Source organism: Serratia sp. AR11 (assembly GCF_056376275.1).
The window spans coordinates 5,340,773-5,361,923 of record NZ_CM150739.1 but is presented as its reverse complement, the minus strand read 5'-3'; the positions used below and the strand labels follow the sequence as shown (position 1 = coordinate 5,361,923).

Below are 21,151 nucleotides of genomic sequence, written 5' to 3'. Positions count from 1 at the left end.
GGCGATCAGCGCTGATGCAACGGTAACCACAGGACTAACCGCAGGCCACCGAGCGGACTGTCTTCCGCTTTTACCCAGCCGCGATGCTGGTTGACTGCCGCTTCTACGATCGCCAGGCCCAAGCCGGTGCCGCCGGAGGCGCGATCGCGTGCTTCGTCGGTGCGATAAAACGGTCGGAAAATTTGCTCGCGATCTTCCGTACTGACGCCAGGGCCGTCATCGTCGACCACAATGGTAATGCCCTGGTTGTCCGCGCTAAACGCCACGGCGATCCTGGTGTTCGAATAGCGCAGTGCGTTACGCACAATGTTTTCCAGTGCGCTGTCCAACGCGCCGGCGTTGCCGAACAGCGTCCATGGACCGGGAGGAGCGGTGACTTCCAAATGCTTGCCCATTTGCTCGGCTTCAAAGCCAGCGTCATCGAGTACATTGGCCCAGAGCTCATTGGCAAGCAGCCGCTCACGGACCAACTCGCTTTTCTGCTGTCCTCGTGACAGCACCAACAGATCGTTGATCATCGAGTCCAGACGCTGCGCCTCGGTCTCGATGCGCTCCAGCTCACGGCCTTCACCGTGGCGACGACGCATTAACGCGGTAGCCAACTGCAGACGGGTTAGCGGGGTGCGCAGCTCGTGCGAGATGTCGGAGATCAGCCGTTGCTGAGCGGTCATCATGCGTTCCAGCGAACTGACCATTTGGTTGAAACTGGCGCCGGTCGCCAGAAACTCTTGCGGCCCGGCTTCCAGCTCCGGATGCTGTTTCAGATTGCCACGGGCGACGTCATCGGCCGCGTTTTTCAGCTTGCGTGCCGGTTTCGCCAGGCTCCAGGCCAGCCATAGCAGCAATGGGGCGCTGATCAACATGGTGACGATCAGCAGCAGCAGCGGCCGGTCGAACATCAGGTTGATGAAGTCGGATTGTGGGCTGTTGGCCGGACGAATTAAGTACAACTGGTAGTTGTCTTCACCATCGCGTACGGAGAAGGGGCCGACCAGTTCGACGCGGCCGTATTTTTTCTTCTTCGGATGGTCGGAATTATCAGATTGGCCGATAAAATTACGCACCAACTGCATTTCGTTGCGTTGCATGTTGCCAATCACCCGGCCTTCGCTGGTGACCAGGATCAGGCGCTGCCCTGGCGGGGCCCATTTTTCAATGGCGCGGAATAAACGCCGCCACCACATCAGGTCGTTGGCCGGATCGTTTTGCAACTCGGCCTCGACATGTTGTTCCAGCATCAGCCCCTGCCGCTGCTCGCTGTCCAGCAGCGAGGTCATTTGGCGGGAGTCGAGCTTGGGCACCATCAACACCAGCATCAGCACCAGGGCCAATGTGAACCAAAAAATGGCGAAGATACGTGCCGTCAAACTGTTGATCATGTTGCAGATACCATTAAGTAACCCCGTCCACGCAAGGTTTTGAACCACGGGTGGCCGTCTTTGCGGTTCGGCAGTTTACGTCGTAAGTTAGAGATGTGCATATCGATGGCGCGATCAAACGGCGTCAGACGTTTGCCCAGCACTTCCTGGCTCAGCAGTTCACGAGAGACTACCTGGCCGAGATGCTGTGCCAGCAGGTACAACAGGGTAAATTCGGTGCCGGTAAGATCCAGCGTTTGGCCGTCGAAACTGGCTTCCTGGCGGCCCGGATTGAGTTGCAAACCGTCAACGTCCAGCGTGGGTGCGCCGGTATCGACATTTTGCTGCTGCTCGCTCCAGTTGGAGCGGCGCAGAATCGCACGAATACGTGCAACCAGTTCGCGATCGTTAAAAGGCTTTGGCAAGTAGTCATCGGCACCCAGTTCCAGACCCAGTACCCGGTCCAATTCGCTGCCGCGAGCGGTCAGCATAATGACTGGCGTCTGGTGGTGCTGACGCAGCTCTTTTAACGTATCGATACCGTTTTTCTTCGGCATCATGATATCGAGCAACAGCAGATCAATGGAGCTGTCCAGAAGCGACAACGCCTGTTCACCATCGTAGGCCACGACGATAGTAAAACCTTCCATTTCAAGAAGTTCTTTTAACAGCGAGGTCAGCTCGCGGTCGTCGTCAACTAACAGAATTTTGTTCATTGTATTTTTTCCTCCTGACGCAAAATACGTCATCAACTGTTGGCATTCCATGACTTTACGTAGTTTTACATGCACTGACGCATGTTTGCAGGTGCAGCAGTACACTGCTCCTCGTTGATTCGCAAAGTGAGAAAGCACGAGGAGTTAAAATGCGTAAGGTGACCGCATTAGTTATGGCATCAATGCTGGCAATAGGTTCTACCGCTGCGTTTGCTGCTGACACTAAATCGGAAACTGTACCGACTCCCGGCAACGACGCGATGACCCGAGCACCAGGTCAGCACCACATGTTTGACGGTGTCAGCCTGTCTGAACAGCAGCGTCAGCAAATGCGCGATTTAATGCGCCAGGCGCGCCACGATCTGCCTGGTGTCAATGTAGCTGAAATGGAAGCCATGCATAAGCTGGTGACCGCAGACAAATTTGATGAAGCCGCCGTGTATGCCCAGGCGGAACAGATGGCTCAGCAACAGGTTAAGCGCCAGGTCGAAATGGCCAGAGTACGCAATCAAATGTATAACCTGCTGACGCCACAGCAAAAAAGTGTTTTAGACCAGAAACATCAGCAGCGCATGCAGCAGATGGAGCAACAAATTTCTGGTTTGCAGCAAACTTCTGCCCAGAAGTTAAGTATGACTGAGTAGTCCCTGTTTTTCCTTGCCATAGACACCATCCCTGTCTTCCCCCGCCATGATGGCGGGGTTTTTTTTGTCCATCATTCCGCTATATTGGCCCTCTCAACGTTTAACCTGGATGGGTTATGGAACCGCAATATGCGCGTTTGGTGAAATCTGCCGCGTTAGCTGCCACTGCGTTGGCCTCGATACTGCTACTGATCAAAATTGTCGCCTGGTACCACACCGGTTCGGTGAGCCTGCTGGCCGCTTTGGTAGATTCCCTGGTGGATATCGCCGCGTCGCTGACCAACTTGCTGGTGGTGCGTTATTCGCTGCTGCCGGCCGACGAGGAACACACCTTCGGGCATGGTAAGGCCGAGTCGTTGGCCGCGCTGGCGCAGAGCATGTTTATTTCCGGCTCGGCACTGTTTCTGTTCCTGACCGGCTTCCAGCATCTGTACTCTCCGGAAACGCTGCGCGATCCCGGTATTGGTATTGCCGTGACGGTGGTGGCGTTGTTCAGCACCTTGCTGCTGGTCACCTATCAGCGTTGGGTGGTAAGGAAAACCCGTAGTCAGGCCGTACGAGCAGATATGCTGCATTATCAGTCAGATGTCATGATGAATGGTGCTATTCTTATAGCGCTTGCGCTAAGCTGGTACGGTTTTCAACGGGCGGATGCGCTGTTTGCATTGGCCATTGGCGTCTACATTCTTTATAGCGCGCTGCGGATGGGCCATGAGGCGGTGCAATCGCTGCTGGACAGGGCATTGCCGGATGACGAACGTCAGGCAATTATTGATGTGATTTCTTCCTGGCCAGGGGTGAAAGGTGCGCACGATCTACGGACCCGCCAGTCCGGTCCGACGCGTTTTATCCAGTTGCATCTGGAAATGGACGATGCGCTGCCGCTGATGCAGGCGCATCTTCTGGCCGAGCAGGTGGAACAGGCACTGTTGCATCGTTTCCCCGGAGCGGATGTCCTCATTCACCAGGATCCCTGTTCCGTGGTGCCAGAGGGCCGACAGGGGCGTTGGGAGCTATAATCAATACAGAGCCTGTAAGATCGGTGCAACGGGTGAATGGCGGAGTTAGCTCAGCGTGCCATGATGGTTTTTTACCGCAATATTGCGTGACTTGAATCAATTCAGCTGGGTGTTTTTGTTATAATATCCAGCAATAAGCCGTAAAGCTGATTTTCTACAGCCGGAGAGGTTCCAGGACAATCGGCGAATACAGAATTCTTAAGAAATTGCATCTACAGTTCAGAGGTAGTCATGATCAAGAAAATCGGTGTACTGACAAGTGGCGGTGATTCGCCGGGTATGAACGCTGCGATCCGTGGCGTTGTGCGTGCTGCACTTTCAGAAGGTCTGGAAGTTTTTGGTATTTACGATGGCTACCTTGGCTTGTACGAAGATCGCATGGAAAAATTGGACCGCTACAGCGTGTCCGATATGATCAATCGCGGCGGCACCTTCCTTGGTTCTGCCCGCTTCCCGGAGTTCAGAGACGACAGCGTACGTGCCAAGGCGATTGAAAATCTGCAAAACCGCGGTATTGATGCGCTGGTGGTGATTGGCGGTGACGGTTCCTATATGGGGGCTAAACGCCTGACGGAAGAAGGTTTCCCTTGTATTGGCTTGCCGGGCACTATCGATAACGACGTGGCCGGTACCGACTACACCATCGGTTTCTTCACCGCGCTTGAAACCGTGGTGGAAGCGATTGACCGCTTGCGCGATACCTCATCTTCACATCAGCGTATTTCTATCGTTGAAGTGATGGGGCGTTATTGCGGCGATCTGACGCTGGCGGCGGCGATTGCCGGCGGTTGCGAGTTCATCGTGTTGCCTGAAATTGAGTTCAACCGCGAAGATCTGGTGTGTGAAATCAAAGCCGGTATCGACAAGGGTAAAAAACACGCGATCGTGGCGATCACCGAGCATATCTGCGATATCGATGAGCTGGCACGCCATATCGAGCAAGAAACCAAGCGTGAAACCCGTGCTACCGTGTTGGGGCATATTCAGCGCGGTGGTTCACCGGTAGCCTACGACCGTATTCTGGCTTCCCGCATGGGTGCTTACGCCATCGAGCTGTTGTTGCAGGGCTACGGCGGCCGCTGTGTCGGTATCCAAAACGAGAAGATGGTGCACCACGACATCATCGATGCGATCGAAAACATGAAGCGTCCATTCAAGGGCGACTGGCTGGAAACGGCGAAAAAACTGTACTGATCCCGTTTTAATTCAGTCAACAGAAGCCTCCGCATGCGGAGGCTTTTTTTATGTCTGCTGCGGTTATATTCCAGAATCGTCTAGCCCAACATTTTTTATTCTTTAATTGATAGCCAAGTTTCTGGCAGGCTCTGATGCTAAATCAACCGATTGAGGTTGCGATTATTTTTCCTGGGGGAGCAAGTCGATGCGTATGCGTAAATGGGGTGCAGGTCTGACAATAATGCTGCTGGCGTCCGGCGTCATGGCGAAAGATATCCAATTGCTGAACGTTTCATACGACCCGACGCGTGAGTTCTATCAGGAATATAACACCGCATTCGGTAAATACTGGCAGCAACAGACCGGTGATAAAGTCACGGTGCGTCAGTCGCATGGTGGCTCCGGCAAGCAGGCGACTTCGGTGATTAACGGCATTGAGGCCGACGTGGTGACACTGGCATTGGCCTATGACGTGGACGCTATCGCTGAGCGCGGGCGCATTGATAAAGAGTGGATCAAACGTCTGCCGGACAACTCGGCACCTTATACCTCGACCATTGTGTTCCTGGTGCGCAAAGGTAATCCAAAGCAAATTCACGATTGGGCGGATTTGATCAAACCGGGCGTCTCGGTAATCACCCCGAACCCGAAAACCTCTGGTGGCGCGCGTTGGAACTATCTGGCGGCCTGGGGTTATGCACTGCATCAGAACAATAACGATCAGGCCAAGGCGCAAGAATTCGTTAAAAACCTGTATAAGAACGTCGAAGTGCTGGATTCCGGTGCGCGCGGTTCAACTAATACCTTCGTTGAACGCGGTATCGGTGATGTGCTGATCGCCTGGGAGAACGAAGCGCTGCTGGCGGAAAAAGAGCTGGGCAAGGACAAGTTTGAGATTATCACCCCAAGCGAATCGATTCTGGCCGAGCCGACCGTGTCGGTGGTGGATAAAGTGGTTGATAAGCGCGGTACCCGTGATGTGGCTACGGCTTACCTGAAGTATCTGTATACGCCGGAAGGGCAGACCATCGCGGCGAAAAACTATTACCGTCCACGCGATGCGGCGGTAGCGGCCAAGTTTGCCGATCAGTTCCCGAAACTGAAACTGTTCACCGTGGATGATACTTTCGGTGGCTGGACTCAGGCGCAGAAGGTGCACTTTGCCACCGGCGGCGTGTTTGACGAAATCAGCAAACGTTGATGCTCAATGGGCACCAATAAAAAACCCCGGCAAGCCGGGGTTTTGTTATTTATAAGCCGGGAGAAATCAGGCTTTTTTAGCAGCAGCAGCGGCTTTGACGATCACGGCGAAAGCATCGGCTTTCAGTGATGCGCCGCCAACCAGCGCGCCGTCGATGTCCGGCTGAGTGAACAGCTCGGCAGCATTTTTGTCGTTCACGGAGCCGCCGTACTGGATGATCACTTCTGCAGCCACGGCTGCGTCCTGCTTGGCGATGTGATCGCGGATAAATTTGTGTACTGCCTGTGCCTGCGCAGGAGTGGCAGACTTGCCGGTACCGATAGCCCAAATTGGCTCATAAGCGATAACCGCGCCTTTAAAGGCTTCTGCACCCTGGGTTTTCAGTACGGCGTCGATCTGACGTGCGCAAACTTCTTCGGTTTTACCCGCTTCGTTTTCAGCGTCAGTTTCACCGATGCACAGCACTGGGATCAGACCGGCAGTTTTCAGCACGGCAAATTTCTCGGCGATCGCAGCGTCAGTTTCTTTGTGGTAAGTACGACGCTCGGAGTGGCCGATGATGATGTATTGCGCACCAATATCTTTCAGCATGTCGGCAGAAACTTCACCGGTGAATGCGCCGGACAGGTTCACGTCTACGTTTTGGGCGCCCAGAGCGATGCGGCTGCCGGCCAGCGCGTGCTTGGCCTGGTCCAGGTACATGACCGGTGGTGCGATAGCGACGCCACAACCGTCAACACTGCTCAGTTCATTGCGCAGTGCGGCGATCAGTTCGTTAACCATGTGAGTGCTGCCGTTAAGCTTCCAGTTACCCATAACTAATGGATGACGCATGTTTTTTCCTCCAACAAGGGAACGCGAGAGTCGAAATAACCACTGCCGGACCGGCAGTTTACCTGCCCAACAGTATAGAGATGATTAAGCGCGAAGGCTTTGCTTTTCGTCATTAAATGACCGGCTGTTACGGCTCGGATAGCGTCAGCTTAACCGGTTCAACAGCGAAAGTTACCCCTTTATCGCCGTTGTCCGCGACCACATAACGGATCGCACCGACCTGCTGTTGGTAAAAGCGTGAACCTTTGCCTTTCTCCAACAGGTTGGCCACTTTGCTCAGGCTTTTTTCCACCGTCAGCGCCGGTTCAAACTGGCGCATCAGTGCGGCCATATAGTTGATGGCAATGGTGCGGGCCGCCTTTTCTTCGCTGCTTTGCTGCAGCGGCAGATGGGTAATTTGCAGCGTTTTGATTTTGCCGGTGCCCTTTTCCAGCGCAGTGGAGGCGTAGAGATTTTCGTTCAGCTTGCTGGCGGCACGCGTCAGCAGTGGCGTATCGTCCTCTGCGGTTGCGATGGCGCGAAATTCGCCAATCGGCAGCGTCGGGTTGTCGCGGTTATATTTTTCGCGGAATTTGACCACCGTCAGATCAAAGGTCGGTGCCCCGGCCAGCAGATACGGCGCGGTGGGCGATGCACTGACGACGGCATCCGGCGGATCGGCCCAGGCGCTGCTGATACTCAGCAACAGGCAGGCGATGGCGATGGTTTTTCTCAGCATGGTATAACACGGCATCAAGAACAAAGATGGCTCCGATTAAAGCGATAACCCAGGGGGATTGTCAAAGATCCCGCGCCATTATCGCTTGCTGACAGGAAAGCTGTGCGTTACTCCGCGTAATGCAGGGCAGAAATCTTCGCCCGGCAGCGCCTATGTTACACTGCACGGCAGAATATGGGCAGGCTAACAACGCAGGATTCAATGACAATACAACAGTGGTGCTTTTCGTTTAAGGGCCGAATTGGGCGGCGTGACTTTTGGATTTGGATGGTGCTGTGGCTGGTGCTGATGGTTGTGGCTTTTTCTCTCGCCAGTCGTGAACTGGTGGATATCCAGACCATCGCATTCTTTATCGTGGGCTTGCTATGGCCGACGGCGGCGGTGCTGGTGAAACGGCTGCACGACCGCAATAAAGCCGGCTGGTGGGCGTTATTGCTGATCCTGGCGTGGTTGCTGGCGGCGGGTAACTGGCAGATGCTGGCACCGCTCTGGCAATGGGGCGTCGGGCGTTTTATCCCGACGCTGATCATTGTGATGATGATGATCGATTTGGGCGCCTTTGTCGGCACGCCCGATGCCAACCGTTTTGGCCCGCCGGCCGAGCCGGTGAAGTTCAGCGCACAATGAGGCCGTACGCTACCAGTATTGCTCGCTGGTGATATGGCCAGGCTTGCGGCGCAGGTGCTTGCGCATCTGCCGCTGATCCTTCAGCGTTTGCTGGGTATCCCGCACCATTTGCGGGTTACCGCACAGCATCACATGGTCGGTTTCCGCGTCGAGGGGTAATCCCACGGCCGCTTCCAGCCGTCCATCCTCGATCAGCGCCGGTACGCGGCCGGTCAGCGAGCCGGTGACCTCTTCGCGGCTGACAATAGTCTGAATGCGCAGTTTGCCATTGTAACGCTGCTGTAATTGCTGCATTAGCGGCAGGTAGCTGAGATCGCGTGCAAAGCGGGTGGCATGCACCAACACCAGATTTTTGAAGCGTTCCAGGTCTTTGCCTTCCTGCAGCATCGACAGGTAAGGGCCTATGGCGGTGCCTGTCGCCAACATCCACAGGGTGTCGCATTCAGGCACTTCCTCCAGCACGAAAAATCCGGCGGCCTCTTTGGTCACCATCACTTCGGAACCCGGTCGCAGTTGATTGAGGCGTGGGCTCAGTTTGCCTTCCGGCACGGTGACCAGGTAAAACTCCAGGTTCGGATCGCTGGGGGCATTGACGTAGGAATAGGCGCGCTGCACGCGTTCGCCGTCAATTTCCAGCGCCAGTTTGGCAAATTGCCCGGCGGTAAAGGGAGCAATGGGGGCATGGACGGTGATGCTGAACAGCCCGTCGGTCCATTGCGTGACTTGTGTAACCTTGCCATTAACCCAGTCAGCCATACTCTAAAGCTCCAATGGTCGAATCAAATAAGCGCAATGTCGTGAGCCGGAAATAGCATGCGCAGTACGCTCTATGCGATAACCTTGGCCAAACAGACGGTTAAACAGTTGCAGCTCCGAGTTGCACAGGCTGCTGCAGGCGGTGGCCGCCACGCCGATTGGGCAGTGGTTTTCCACCAGTAGCATGCCCTGCGGGTGCTCTAACAGTTCGGCCATGTAGCCATCATGCTGCCGCAGGCGCACCAATCGGGCGAGTTTGGCCTGATGGCAGTCTTCCTCAGACAGTTCTTCAGCATAGCGCTGATAAAGCTTGTCTTCGCGCGCGCTGAGCAACTGCTCCACCCCTTCCGCCCCAAACAACTGATGGGCAGCTCCCAACAGCTCTGTCGCCAGCCGATCGTGGCCATTGGCAAACTGGGCGTGGCCCTGCTGGGTCAGCGACCAGTAGCGTGTGGGGCGACCTACCTTGGTACGCGCTTCCTCGTAACCCACCAGCTCACGTTTTTCCAGAGATTGCAGATGCTGACGGATACCCATGGGGGTGATGTCCAGACGCTCAGCCAGCATTTTGGCAGAGTGCGGCCCCAAGGTTTTTAACTGCAATAAAATCAGCTCTGTTGTCTTCATAAACCCAATCCCTATGGCGTTATTTTATTTCAAGATGATGAAAATAATTATCGATTAAATGCTAAAGCCAAACTATTGAAAGTTTGCCATTTTTAACCCATAAGCAGTAGACGTACAGTTTAATTTACGAGGCTGGTTGGCTTTGCTGCCACTGTGACGGAGATCAATATTTGCCGGAAACTCGCTAAAAAAATTAAATTTGTTAGCTTATGCCGCCATAGAGGGCTGCTCGCCGTTCTGGCTGAATTAGGGGCCATACCGGGACGCTGTGACGAGTTAATACGTTAACGAAGATAATGAGAAAAATAGAAAACTTTCACCTGTTGGTGATGCTTACCCTGTTAGTGGCCGTCGGTCAGATGGCACAAACCATTTATGTCCCCGTGATTGCTGATATTGCCAAGGATCTGTCGGTGCGCTCCGGTGCCGTGCAGCGCGTGATGGCGGCTTATCTGATGACCTATGGCTTCTCGCAGTTGATTTACGGCCCGCTGTCGGACCGTATTGGCCGTCGGCCGGTGATCCTGGCCGGGATGATGATTTTTATGATGGGTGCGCTTGGCGCGCTGCTGTCCACCAACCTGACGATGCTGGTTGCCGCCAGTGCCATTCAGGGGATGGGGACCGGCGTGGCGGGGGTGATGGCGCGAACCATGCCGCGTGACCTGTATGCCGGTACTTCGCTGCGCTATGCCAACAGCCTGCTCAACATGGGCATTCTGGTCAGTCCGCTGTTGGCACCGATCATCGGTGGGGCATTGGCGATGATATTTGGCTGGCGCGCCTGTTATGCCTTCCTGTTGGTGTTGTGCGCCGGCGTGGCCTTCGCCATGTTCCGCTGGCTGCCGGAAACCCGACCGCAGCAGACTGAAAAACGGCGCATGCTGGCGAGCTTCCGCAAGCTGCTGGCGGACAGTACTTTTAGCTGTTATCTGGTGATGCTGATTGGTGCTCTGGCCGGGATCGCGGTCTTTGAAGCCAGCTGCGGCGTGCTGATGGGCGGCGTACTGGGCCTTAGCGGACTGACCGTCAGTATCCTGTTTATTCTGCCAATCCCGGCGGCGTTCTTTGGTGCCTGGTATGCCGGTCGTGACGGCAAAAGCTTCCACAGTCTGGTGTGGCATTCGGTGATCAGTTGCCTGCTGGCGGGCCTGATGATGTGGATCCCCGGGTGGTTTGGCGTGATGAACATCTGGACGCTGATTGTGCCGGCTGCGCTGTTCTTCTTCGGCGCCGGGATGCTATTCCCGCTGGCCACTACCGGGGCGATGGAGCCGTTTCCTTATCTGGCCGGTGCGGCTGGCGCATTGGTTGGGGGCATGCAGAACATGGGCTCCGGCCTGGCGACCTGGCTTTCCGCCATGCTGCCGCAGACCGGGCAGTTTAGCCTCGGCCTGCTGATGTTTGCCATGGCATTACTGATTTTGCTGTGCTGGTGGCCGTTATCGCACCGGATGCAGCATCAGGGACATACCGTATAAAACTGACAGGGCGCCGAAGGCGCCCTGATTATTTACAGCAGGAATTCGTGCAGCGCCGGGTCTTTACGATCCAGGTAGTGGGTTGAGCGGATACGGCGGATAGTGCGTGATTTGCCGCGGATCAGCAGGGTTTCTGTGGTGGCCATATTGCCCTGACGGCTAATGCCTTCCAACAAATCGCCCTTGGTGATGCCGGTAGCGGAGAAAATCACGTTGTCGTTGCGCGCCATATCATCCAGCAGCAATACCTTGCCGGCTTCAATCCCCATCTCTTTGCAACGCGCCAGTTCTTCCTCACCGATGCGGCGATTCTCGGCGCTGTCGCCTTTAACCTGGTGGCGCGGCAGCAGGCGTGCCTGCATATCACCGTCCAGAGCACGGATCACCGCGGCGGAAATGACCCCTTCAGGCGCACCGCCGATACCGTACATCACGTCGACTTCACTGTCGGGCATACAGGTCAGGATTGAGGCCGCCACATCGCCGTCGGGGATAGCGAAGACTCGTACCCCGAGTTGCTGCATCTGGGCAATAACGCCGTCGTGACGCGGCTTGGCCAGAATGACCACCGTCAATTGGCTCAGCGGTTTGCCCAGACAGACCGCGACCTTGTTCAGGTTCTCGGCCAGCGGCAGGTTAAGATCGATCGCGCCGCGCGCTGCCGGGCCCACTACCAGTTTTTCCATATACATGTCAGGGGCGTGCAGGAAGGTGCCGCGATCGCCCACCGCCAGTACAGCCAACGCATTGGGCTGACCCATGGCGGTCATGCGGGTGCCTTCGATCGGGTCGACGGCGATATCCACCGCGTCGCCCTGGCCGCTGCCGACCTGCTCGCCGATATACAGCATTGGCGCTTCATCAATTTCGCCTTCGCCGATCACTATGCGGCCATCGATATCCACTTTATTAAGCATAATGCGCATTGCGTTGACCGCAGCACCATCGGCGGCGTTCTTATCGCCGCGTCCCAACCATTTGTAGCCCGCCAGCGCGGCAGCTTCGGTAACACGGGAAAATTCGATGGCTAATTCACGTTTCATGGCAAAACCTGTCTGTGAGAAAGGGAGAAAATATCGACAAAGTTTATCACAGCGGGCGATGGTGGGACGGGGCAAAAAAAACGCGCCACCCGGAGGCAGCGCGTGATGAGGTCAACAAAGCAAAACAGCGTTAGTCGTGCTCTTCCCATGCTTGCGCGCGGGCAACCGCTTTTTTCCAGCCGCTGTAACGGAAGTTACGCTCGGTGGTTTCAATGCTTGGACGGAACTCACGCTCGATGACCGCCTTGCTCTTCACTTCATCCAGGTCATTCCAGTAGCCGATAGCCAGGCCTGCCAGGAATGCCGCACCGAGCGCAGTCGACTCACGCACTTCAGGACGCTCTACACGGGTCCCGAGGATGTCAGACTGGAACTGCATCAGGAAGTTGTTGGCGACCGCGCCACCGTCCACACGCAGCGATTGCAGGCGGGTGTTGGAGTCGGCCTGCATCGCATCCAGCACGTCGCGCGTCTGGTAGGCAATGGATTCCAGCGTGGCACGGATAATGTGGTTGCTGTTCGCGCCACGGGTCAGACCGAAGATCGCGCCACGGGCATACGGGTCCCAGTAAGGCGCGCCCAGACCGGTAAAGGCAGGCACCACATATACCCCGTTGCTGTCTTTCACCTTGGTGGCGAAGTATTCGGAGTCGGCCGCATCGCTGATCAGTTTCAGCTCATCGCGCAGCCACTGAATAGAAGCGCCGCCGATGAAGACTGCGCCTTCCAGCGCATAGTTCACTTCGCCGCGTGGGCCGCAGGCGATAGTGGTCAGCAGGCCGTGGCTGGAACGTACCGCTTCTTTGCCGGTGTTCATCAGCAGGAAGCAGCCGGTGCCGTAGGTGTTTTTCGCCATGCCCGGTTGAACGCACAGTTGGCCGTACAGTGCCGCCTGCTGGTCACCGGCAATACCGGCGATAGGAATACGCGTACCGCCTTTACCACCGATGTTGGTCTGGCCGTACACTTCAGAGGATGGACGAACTTTCGGCAGCATGGCGCGCGGGATATCCAGCGCCTCCAGCATGCGCTCATCCCAGTCCAGCTCATGGATATTGAACATCATGGTGCGCGAGGCGTTGGTGTAATCGGTCACATGCACCCGCCCCTGGGTCATTTTCCACACCAGCCAGGTATCGACGGTGCCGAACAGCAGCTCGCCGCGCTTGGCGCGTTCACGGGCGCCTTCAACGTGATCGAGGATCCATTTTACCTTGGTGCCGGAGAAGTACGGGTCAACCACCAGGCCGGTGTTGTGACGGATATACTCTTCCATGCCGTCGCGTTTGAGTTTTTCACAGATATCGGCGGTGCGGCGGCATTGCCAGACGATGGCGTTATAGATCGGTTTGCCGGTGTCTTTTTCCCAGACGATGGTGGTTTCGCGCTGGTTGGTGATGCCGATGCCGGCGATCTGATCGGAATTGATGTCGGCTTTCGCCAGCACTTCCACCAGCGTGGAGCTCTGTGATGACCAAATCTCCATTGGATCATGCTCAACCCAGCCGGCTTTCGGGTAAATCTGCGTGAATTCACGCTGCGACACCGCAACAATATTGGCATCGTGGTCTAGCACTACGGCACGTGAACTGGTAGTTCCCTGGTCGAGAGCGACAATGTATTTTTTTTCTACAGTCATGATTTTAGTCCTGCTGTTGTTAACCGTTTTAAAACTGTGCCAATCACGCTTTACGCTGCTGAGCCTTGGCGGCGGGTTTTTCTTCTTCTACGCAAACGTCACACGGCAGATTGCGGCCAATGAGCATGCGGTAGCCGAAGGCACCCAGGCAGGCACCGATGATTGGGCCAAAGATTGGCACCAGGAAGTACGGGATATCACGCGCACCGGTGAAGGCCACTTTGCCCCAGCCGGCCAGATAAGCGAACATTTTCGGACCGAAGTCACGGGCCGGGTTCAGCGCAAAGCCGGTCAATGGTCCCATAGAGGCGCCGATCACGGCAATCAGAATACCGATTAACAGCGGTGCCAGCGGGCCACGTGGAATGCCGTTGCCGTCGTCGGTCAGCGCCAGGATCAGGCACATCAGGATCGCGGTAATCACCGTTTCAACCAGGAAAGCCTGACCCACGGAGATGTGTGCATTAGGGTAGGTGGAGAAGATACCGGCCAGGGCCAGGCTTTCGTCGCTGCCACGTACCATATGGTTGGCCGCTTCAAAATCGAAGAACAGGTTGTAATACAGCCCGTAGACCAGCGCTGCGGCGCAGAAGGCTCCGGCGATCTGCGCGACGATGTAAGGTAATACTTTGCGTCCGTCAAAGCAGGCGAACAGCCACAGTGCGATGGTGACTGCCGGGTTGAGATGCGCACCAGAGATGGCAGCGGTCAGATAGATGGCCATGGCAACGCCCAGGCCCCAAATGATACTGATTTCCCACTGGCCGAAGCTGGCGCCAGCCAGTTTCAACGCGGCAACGCAGCCTACGCCAAAAAATATCAACAGGCCGGTGCCGAGAAACTCGGCGATACATTGGCCTTTTAGGGTCGGACTGGTGGTTTGGCTCATAATGTTGTTGTCCTGCAAAACGGCGGTTATGGGTTTATAGGCTCTGGGTGTGTATCGATCTGGCCTATGGGTACAGTTTTTTTCATCTCGTCCAATTATTAATTGAGGACGTGATGTAAATTTATCGTTAACGAACATAAACGAGAAATAGCGAAATCAAAATGTGTGTGCTTCGTCATAAAATTGAGCGAATTCGCGTCGTTTTGTGTTCTTTCTGCTCCATGAAACTGTGATCTGACCAGTGATTTGGCCACCGTTCGTTAACAAAGCGATTTACACGCGGTGAGTATTTTCAGTTTTTGCTGATAGTGGCGGCAGGAAAATTGCAACAGACTGCGCGTTGAGCCGGATGTTGCTAGACAGTCGGGGACAGGCTACTTACAATCGTTTTTATCGAAAGAAGCGTTTTATCGAGACAGGCGCGTTATTTTCAATAAAAGCGTGTGTCACTTGGCGCGATGCATATTCGCAGCAGTTGCAACCAGAGTTGCGGCCGTTACCTATAGATGTACGCCTTGCTATCATGAGGGGACTGAAGAATGTCATTTGAAGTATTTGAGAAATTGGAATCAAAAGTTCAGCAGGCGATCGATACCATCACCCTGCTGCAGATGGAAATTGAAGAGCTGAAAGACAAAAACAACACTCTTTCACAGGAAGTTCAGGCTGCCTCCGGCAACCACGAATCGTTGGTACGCGAGAACCAGCAACTGAAAGAAGAGCAGCACGTATGGCAAGACCGTCTGCGTGCGCTGTTGGGCAAAATGGAAGAAGTCTGATTCCGTATTGCACGATCGAAAAGGGCGCCTTAGGCGCCCTTTTTCCTGTCTGAAAATCACTCGATATCGAGTGGATCCTCGGACAGGATAATACCGGTATTGTCGGCATACAGATGATCGCCGGAGAAGAAGGTCACACCGCCGAAGTTAACGCGGATGTCGCTTTCGCCAATGCTTTCACTGGCGGCGCCGACCGGAATGGCCGCCATTGCCTGAATACCGATGTCCATCTCTTCCAGATCGTCTACCTGGCGAACCGCGCCGTACACCACGATGCCTTCCCACTCGTTCTGGGTGGCCAGACGTGCCAGTTCTGCGTTGATCAGGGCACGACGTACCGAGCCGCCGCCGTCAATCACCAGGACGCGACCACGGCCGTTTTCTTCAAGCAGCTCGAATAACAGACCGTTATCCTCAAAGCATTTCACCGTAGTGATTTGCCCGCCAAATGAAGTACGCCCGCCAAAATTGGAGAATAGAGGCTCAACTACGTTCACCTCTTCGTGATAGATGTCGCAAAGTTCGGAAGTATCGTATTTCATAGGATTTTACGTCTGTTTGCCGCTGGAATAACCAGTATATCCCTTTATTCGCCCTGTTGGCAAAATCATCAGTTCGATGGCTAACTGAGCACCACGCCGATAGCGAACAATATATTGGCCAGCAGCGCCGCCTTGACCATATGTTCAAGCATCGGCCGCATACCGGCTGGCGTAGGGTCACGCAACACGCGCAAGCCATGGCGTACCAGCAACGGGATAGCCAAGACAAACAACCAGCCCCACAGGCTATGCAGGTTGAGCAACGTGAACAGCGTAAAGCACGCCACCGCGCCGATCAGCAGCAACAGGTGGTAATAACGCGCCTTCTGCGGCCCGAGCCGGACTGCCAGGGTATTCTTGCCGTTGGCGCGATCGCTTTCGATATCGCGCAGATTATTGATATTGAGCACCGCCGCTGCCAGCAGGCCACAGGCGGTGGCCGGCAGCATCACGATGCTGTCAAAGGCGTGGGTTTGCAGGTAAAAAGTGCCTGCGACGCTCAGCCAGCCGAAGAACACCAGCACCGAGATATCGCCCAAGCCCAGATAGCCGTAAGGTTTGTTGCCGACGGTATAGGTAATGGCTGCGACGATAGAAAGCCCGCCCAGCACCAGGAAACCCACCACATCGCTGGGTTGTTCACAGGCCACGGCAATTAGCGAACTGCCGGCGATGGCGATCAGTACCACCGTCACCACCAAAGCCCGTTTCATCTGTGCCTGGGTGATCATGCCTTTTTGCATACCACGTAGCGGCCCGATACGATCTTCTTTGTCGCTGCCTTTTACCGCATCGCCATAGTCGTTCGCCAGGTTGGAGAGAATTTGCAGCAGGCCGGCCGTCAGCAGCGCCAGCAGCGCCACGCCGGGCTTCAGGCTACCTTGCCAGGCGGCAATGGCGGAACCGACGACGATCGAGGCAAAGGCCAGCGGCAGGGTGCGCGGTCGTAAACTTTCAAGCCAGGCTCTGGCCGGGGAGATGGTAGTTGATGAGCTCATTTTTCGCTTCAGAGTTAGTGGCTGTGTCCGTTAGAAATAGTTGTGGGAGGCAAATGCCTCCCACAGATGACTGACTGGACATGATTGAGCGATTATAGGATAAAACGACTCAAATCTTCATCCGCTACCAGTTCATCCAGATGATTACCTACGTAATCCGCATCAATTGTAATGGATTGACCGTTAATTTCACTCGCATCATAAGAAATATCTTCCATCAGACGCTCGAGCACGGTGTGCAAACGACGTGCGCCGATGTTTTCGGTGCTTTCGTTAACCTGCCATGCGGCTTCGGCGATGCGGCGGATACCTTCGGCGGTGAACTCGATATTGACGCCTTCGGTGCCCATCAGCGCTTTATACTGCTCGGTCAGCGAAGCGCTTGGCTCGGTCAGAATACGCTCGAAGTCTTCGGTGGTCAGCGCCTGCAACTCAACGCGGATCGGCAGACGGCCCTGCAATTCCGGGATCAGGTCTGAAGGGCTGGCGGTCTGGAATGCGCCGGAAGCGATAAACAGAATGTGATCGGTTTTGACCATCCCGTGCTTGGTGGAAACGGTACAGCCTTCCACCAGCGGCAGCAGGTCGCGCTGCACGCCTTCGCGAGACACGTCCGGGCCGGAGCTTTGGCCGCCGCGCTTACAGATTTTGTCGATCTCGTCGATAAACACGATGCCGTGCTGCTCAACCGCTTCGATCGCCTGTTCTTTCAGCTCTTCCGGGTTCACCAGCTTGGCGGCTTCTTCTTCCACCAGCAGTTTGAAGGCTTCTTTGATCTTCAGCTTGCGCGGTTTCTGCTTCTGGCCGCCGAGGTTCTGGAACATTGACTGCAGCTGGTTGGTCATTTCTTCCATGCCAGGAGGAGCCATGATTTCTACGCCCATCGGCGCTGCGGCCAGATCGATCTCGATTTCCTTGTCGTCCAACTGGCCTTCACGCAGTTTCTTGCGGAATGCCTGGCGTGCCGAGGACGGCTCCTGATGCTCTTCCGCCTGGCCCCAGTTGTTCTTGGCCGGTGGGATCAACACATCAAGGATACGTTCTTCCGCCAGTTCTTCGGCGCGGGTACGGTTCTTGTCGATTGATTGCAGACGCACCATTTTGATCGCAGCATCGGTCAGGTCGCGGATAATAGAATCCACTTCTTTCCCAACGTAGCCCACTTCGGTGAACTTGGTGGCTTCAACCTTGATGAACGGCGCGTTGGCCAGTTTCGCCAGACGGCGGGCGATTTCGGTTTTACCGACGCCGGTCGGGCCGATCATCAGAATGTTCTTTGGCGTGACTTCGTGGCGCAGCATCTCGTTGAGCTGCATCCGGCGCCAGCGGTTACGCAGGGCGATGGCAACGGCACGTTTGGCTTTGTTCTGGCCAATGATGTAGCTGTCCAGTTCGCTGACGATCTCGCGCGGGGTCATTTCAGACATAGTATTCGATCCTTACGCTTTGGAAGGCAATTCTTCAATGGTGTGGAAATGGTTGGTGTAAATACAGATGTCACCGGCGATGTTGAGAGACTTATCAACAATTTCGCGGGCGCTCAGCTCGGTATTTTCCAACATCGCGCGGGCGGCTGCCTGGGCGTACGGACCGCCGGAGCCAATCGCAATCAAATCATTTTCAGGCTGGATCACGTCACCGTTGCCGGTGATGATCAGCGAGGAGTTTTCATCCGCGACTGCCAGCAGCGCTTCGAGCTTGCGCAGCATGCGGTCGGTGCGCCAGTCTTTCGCTAATTCAACGGCTGCTTTCACCAGGTGACCCTGGTGCATTTCCAGCTTGCGCTCGAACAGCTCAAACAGCGTGAAGGCATCCGCGGTGCCACCGGCAAAACCGGCAATCACTTTGTCGTTATACAGGCGACGCACTTTCTTGACGTTGCCCTTCATTACCGTATTGCCCAAGGTAGCCTGGCCATCGCCACCGATCACTACCTGGCCGTTACGGCGTACGCTTACAATTGTTGTCACGAGCAGACCCTCGTTGAAGACGGAAAGAAGCCCTCGCAGCATCTGCTTGCGCAGACACTACGAGGCATATTGAGAGTATAGATGGGGGGGGATTGAAGCTTTTCAACCCCCAACGGAGAGGGGAATGCAACTTGACATGCCTACGCCCTTCAGACGCGACAGGGTTTTGTCCGCAGCAGCCCGGCTGCTGTATGGGCCGAGCACCACACGATTCCAGCCGCCGCCGGCGGTGATACGGCTTTCAATACCTTCAAACGCCAGGCGCGCACGCACGGATTCTGCCTGGTCGGTTGCGCGGAACGAGCCACACTGCACCATCCATTTTTGCTTCGACTCTGGCTTGGTTTCCTGCTTGGCCGTTTCCTGTTTCACTTCCGGCTTGGTTTCCGGTTTGACCTCAGGTTTCGGCTGCTTAACCTGCACCGGCGGCTGCGTTACCGGCTGCGGCTTGGGTTGTGGCTTCGGCTGAGCCGGCTGCTGTACCGGTGCTGTCGTCGCGCCGTTGTTAAACGGGTTACGCGGTTGAGTCACCGGTGGTTGCTGCACCTGCTGCTGCTGAATCTGCTGTTGTTGCACCTGCTGCTGACGGCTACGTGCGGCGGCCTGGGAAGGGTCGTTATACGGCACTTCATTGAGCTGTGTCGGACGTTGTTGCATATCCGCCTGCATTTGATCCAGCAGTTGGCGTTGCTCTGCAGTCAACTGAGTCTTGGAGTTGGCTTCACCGCCTGCCGTAGGTTCGGTCGGGGTTTGCACGCCAATCTGACGATTCTCCAGCTCTTTGATGTAGCGCCAGCGTTCCTCCGGTTTCGGCGGCAAGCCGTTACCTGGACGATTGCTGTGCACAGGCAGCAGCGGCGCGTCATCCGGCTTGTTGTGCGTAATGAAATAGAGGCCACCGATAAAGACAACCAGAAGTGCGACGGCTAACGCCAACACGGTTTTGGAAACCTTCGGAGAACTGCGTTTTTTACGGCTGGGGGTTTTACGCTTAGCTCCTGCTGCGCGCCCACGGCTTACATAGTCTTTTTGTGCCACTATTATTCCGCTGTGTCCTGATGAGGGGATAAGTCCGTCATGTTACTGAACCCTAAAATATTTGACTAGCGTTTCGGGGCAGCGGTGCTGCCTCTGATAATCAATTCACTGTCCAATAGCCGGGAGCCGCTTGCCACGGTCTGCCCGTGTAGCTGCTCCAACAGCAATAACATGGCCTGCTGGCCAATCTGGTAGCGCGGTTGAGCCACTGTGGTTAACGGTGGATCGCAATACTGCGCCAGTTTGATGTCGTCAAAGCCGATGATAGAAAGGTCCTGCGGTACTCGCAGCCCCATCTTTTTCGCCTGCGACAGCACGCCAATGGCCATCACATCACTGTGGCAGAACACTGCCGTCGGCGGTTTTGGCTGTGCCATCAACGTTGCCAGCGCCTGAGCGCCAGCCTCGTAGGTGAAATCACCCCGGGTAATATAGCTGCTTTCGACGGTAATGCCATTACGACGTAGCGCCTGAATGTAACCTTGCAGGCGATAATGGCTGAGCGGCATCTGTTCCGGCCCGGCGACACAGGCGATTTGCTGGTGGCCGAGCTGATGTAAATAATGCACGGCTTCGAAGGCGGCGGTCAGGTTATCGATGTGCACCGTCGGCAGTTCCAGCTCCGGAGCAAACTCGTTGGCCATCACCATCGGCGGCAGGTTACGCTGTTCTTCCTTGCTGGCATCGAACGGCAGGTTGGAGCCAAGCAGCAGCATGCCATCGATTTGTTTGGTAATGATCAGGTTGACGAAGGTGCGTTCCTGCTGGTTTTGCTGAGCACAGTCACCAATCAGCACCAGGTAGCCCTGTTGTGCGGCGGTTTGCTCGATCCCCTGGATCACATCGGCGAAAAACGGATCGCAAATGTCGGGGACGATCACCAGGATAGTCCGGGATTCGTTACGCTTGATATTGCGTGAGAGGGCATGAGGAGAATAGCCCACGGCCAGTACGGCCTGTTCCACTTTCTGACGCGTCGGCGTTGACACCTTTTCCGGGTTCATCAGCGCACGCGACACGGTTGCCGTTGAAACGCCCGCCATTTCGGCAACGTCTTTCATGGTTGCCATGGATAATTCTTTCTTGTGTTCCAACG

General features: G+C 55.5%; 22 protein-coding genes. 7 read left to right on the top strand and 15 right to left on the bottom strand.

The annotated features are described in order from the left end of the window. Nucleotides 1–5: 5 nt before the first annotated feature. Nucleotides 6–1,379, bottom strand: coding sequence for an envelope stress sensor histidine kinase CpxA (cpxA, locus tag ACSOSI_RS25285; RefSeq protein ID WP_012147484.1), 1,374 nt, complete (start codon nt 1,377–1,379; stop codon nt 6–8). Further along, nucleotides 1,376–2,074: an envelope stress response regulator transcription factor CpxR gene (cpxR, locus tag ACSOSI_RS25280; protein WP_004953234.1), complete on the bottom strand. Its 699-nt coding sequence runs from the start codon at nt 2,072–2,074 to the stop codon at nt 1,376–1,378. The genes cpxA and cpxR overlap by 4 nt, the downstream gene beginning before the upstream one ends. Before the next feature lie 149 nt (nt 2,075–2,223). Between cpxR and cpxP the strand changes: the two genes are divergently transcribed. From cpxP to ACSOSI_RS25260, 4 genes are all read left to right on the top strand, one after another. Beyond that, complete coding sequence (gene cpxP / locus ACSOSI_RS25275; RefSeq protein WP_017894426.1) at nt 2,224–2,718, top strand: cell-envelope stress modulator CpxP; 495 nt, start codon at nt 2,224–2,226, stop codon at nt 2,716–2,718. A gap of 116 nt (nt 2,719–2,834) precedes the next feature. Then, nucleotides 2,835–3,737, top strand: a complete 903-nt coding sequence (gene fieF, locus ACSOSI_RS25270) for a CDF family cation-efflux transporter FieF (protein WP_476706326.1) — start codon at nt 2,835–2,837, stop codon at nt 3,735–3,737. Between the two features lie 231 nt (nt 3,738–3,968). Next, nucleotides 3,969–4,931, top strand: coding sequence for a 6-phosphofructokinase (pfkA, locus tag ACSOSI_RS25265; protein WP_012147481.1), 963 nt, complete (start codon nt 3,969–3,971; stop codon nt 4,929–4,931). 193 nt (nt 4,932–5,124) lie between these two features. Beyond that, nucleotides 5,125–6,114: a sulfate ABC transporter substrate-binding protein gene (locus ACSOSI_RS25260; RefSeq protein ID WP_476707298.1), complete on the top strand. Its 990-nt coding sequence runs from the start codon at nt 5,125–5,127 to the stop codon at nt 6,112–6,114. A gap of 66 nt (nt 6,115–6,180) precedes the next feature. Here the strand turns inward: ACSOSI_RS25260 and tpiA are convergent, their stop codons facing one another. Further along, nucleotides 6,181–6,948, bottom strand: coding sequence for a triose-phosphate isomerase (gene tpiA, locus ACSOSI_RS25255; RefSeq protein WP_012147479.1), 768 nt, complete (start codon nt 6,946–6,948; stop codon nt 6,181–6,183). Between the two features lie 127 nt (nt 6,949–7,075). Beyond that, nucleotides 7,076–7,666 (bottom strand): DUF1454 family protein, encoded by a 591-nt coding sequence (locus tag ACSOSI_RS25250; RefSeq protein WP_476706325.1) that lies wholly within the window; start codon nt 7,664–7,666, stop codon nt 7,076–7,078. Between the two features lie 201 nt (nt 7,667–7,867). Here ACSOSI_RS25250 and ACSOSI_RS25245 point away from each other — a divergent pair, with 201 nt between their 5' ends. After that, the gene (locus ACSOSI_RS25245) at nt 7,868–8,293 is read left to right on the top strand and encodes a DUF805 domain-containing protein (RefSeq protein WP_112363578.1); all 426 of its coding nucleotides are present in this window, start codon (nt 7,868–7,870) and stop codon (nt 8,291–8,293) included. A 9-nt stretch (nt 8,294–8,302) separates the two neighbouring features. Here the strand turns inward: ACSOSI_RS25245 and fpr are convergent, their stop codons facing one another. Next, nucleotides 8,303–9,049, bottom strand: a complete 747-nt coding sequence (gene fpr / locus ACSOSI_RS25240; protein ID WP_218218538.1) for a ferredoxin--NADP(+) reductase — start codon at nt 9,047–9,049, stop codon at nt 8,303–8,305. Nucleotides 9,050–9,052: 3 nt separating this feature from the next. Then, nucleotides 9,053–9,676, bottom strand: a complete 624-nt coding sequence (locus tag ACSOSI_RS25235; RefSeq protein WP_476706324.1) for a helix-turn-helix transcriptional regulator — start codon at nt 9,674–9,676, stop codon at nt 9,053–9,055. Nucleotides 9,677–9,972: 296 nt separating this feature from the next. Between ACSOSI_RS25235 and emrD the strand changes: the two genes are divergently transcribed. Beyond that, a complete protein-coding gene (emrD, locus tag ACSOSI_RS25230; protein WP_012147474.1) occupies nt 9,973–11,157 on the top strand; it encodes a multidrug efflux MFS transporter EmrD in 1,185 nt (394 codons plus the stop codon). A gap of 32 nt (nt 11,158–11,189) precedes the next feature. Here the strand turns inward: emrD and glpX are convergent, their stop codons facing one another. The 3 genes from glpX to ACSOSI_RS25215 all read right to left on the bottom strand — a co-directional run bounded on the left by glpX (nt 11,190) and on the right by ACSOSI_RS25215 (nt 14,728). Next, nucleotides 11,190–12,200 carry a class II fructose-bisphosphatase gene (gene glpX / locus ACSOSI_RS25225; RefSeq protein WP_017894418.1) on the bottom strand — a complete coding sequence of 337 codons (1,011 nt, stop codon included), beginning with the start codon at nt 12,198–12,200 and terminating at the stop codon, nt 11,190–11,192. A gap of 130 nt (nt 12,201–12,330) precedes the next feature. Next, nucleotides 12,331–13,839: a glycerol kinase GlpK gene (gene glpK / locus ACSOSI_RS25220; protein WP_017894417.1), complete on the bottom strand. Its 1,509-nt coding sequence runs from the start codon at nt 13,837–13,839 to the stop codon at nt 12,331–12,333. Nucleotides 13,840–13,882: 43 nt separating this feature from the next. Further along, the gene (locus tag ACSOSI_RS25215; RefSeq protein WP_012147471.1) at nt 13,883–14,728 is read right to left on the bottom strand and encodes an MIP/aquaporin family protein; all 846 of its coding nucleotides are present in this window, start codon (nt 14,726–14,728) and stop codon (nt 13,883–13,885) included. A 539-nt stretch (nt 14,729–15,267) separates the two neighbouring features. On the opposite strand from ACSOSI_RS25215, the gene zapB reads away from it, so the two are divergent. Continuing rightward, nucleotides 15,268–15,507, top strand: coding sequence for a septal ring assembly protein ZapB (zapB, locus tag ACSOSI_RS25210; protein WP_012147470.1), 240 nt, complete (start codon nt 15,268–15,270; stop codon nt 15,505–15,507). Between the two features lie 56 nt (nt 15,508–15,563). Here the strand turns inward: zapB and rraA are convergent, their stop codons facing one another. From rraA to cytR, 6 genes are all read right to left on the bottom strand, one after another. Continuing rightward, on the bottom strand, nt 15,564–16,049 hold the full coding sequence (gene rraA, locus ACSOSI_RS25205) for a ribonuclease E activity regulator RraA (RefSeq protein ID WP_012147469.1): 486 nt from the start codon (nt 16,047–16,049) through the stop codon (nt 15,564–15,566). A gap of 80 nt (nt 16,050–16,129) precedes the next feature. Next, nucleotides 16,130–17,047, bottom strand: a complete 918-nt coding sequence (locus tag ACSOSI_RS25200; RefSeq protein WP_012147468.1) for a 1,4-dihydroxy-2-naphthoate polyprenyltransferase — start codon at nt 17,045–17,047, stop codon at nt 16,130–16,132. Nucleotides 17,048–17,139: 92 nt separating this feature from the next. Then, nucleotides 17,140–18,474, bottom strand: a complete 1,335-nt coding sequence (hslU, locus tag ACSOSI_RS25195; protein WP_017894416.1) for an HslU--HslV peptidase ATPase subunit — start codon at nt 18,472–18,474, stop codon at nt 17,140–17,142. Nucleotides 18,475–18,486: 12 nt separating this feature from the next. Continuing rightward, the gene (hslV, locus tag ACSOSI_RS25190) at nt 18,487–19,017 is read right to left on the bottom strand and encodes an ATP-dependent protease subunit HslV (RefSeq protein ID WP_012147466.1); all 531 of its coding nucleotides are present in this window, start codon (nt 19,015–19,017) and stop codon (nt 18,487–18,489) included. A gap of 102 nt (nt 19,018–19,119) precedes the next feature. Then, a complete protein-coding gene (gene ftsN, locus ACSOSI_RS25185; RefSeq protein WP_476706323.1) occupies nt 19,120–20,055 on the bottom strand; it encodes a cell division protein FtsN in 936 nt (311 codons plus the stop codon). Nucleotides 20,056–20,120: 65 nt separating this feature from the next. Then, nucleotides 20,121–21,149 (bottom strand): DNA-binding transcriptional regulator CytR, encoded by a 1,029-nt coding sequence (cytR, locus tag ACSOSI_RS25180; protein WP_012147464.1) that lies wholly within the window; start codon nt 21,147–21,149, stop codon nt 20,121–20,123. Nucleotides 21,150–21,151: the final 2 nt, after the last annotated feature.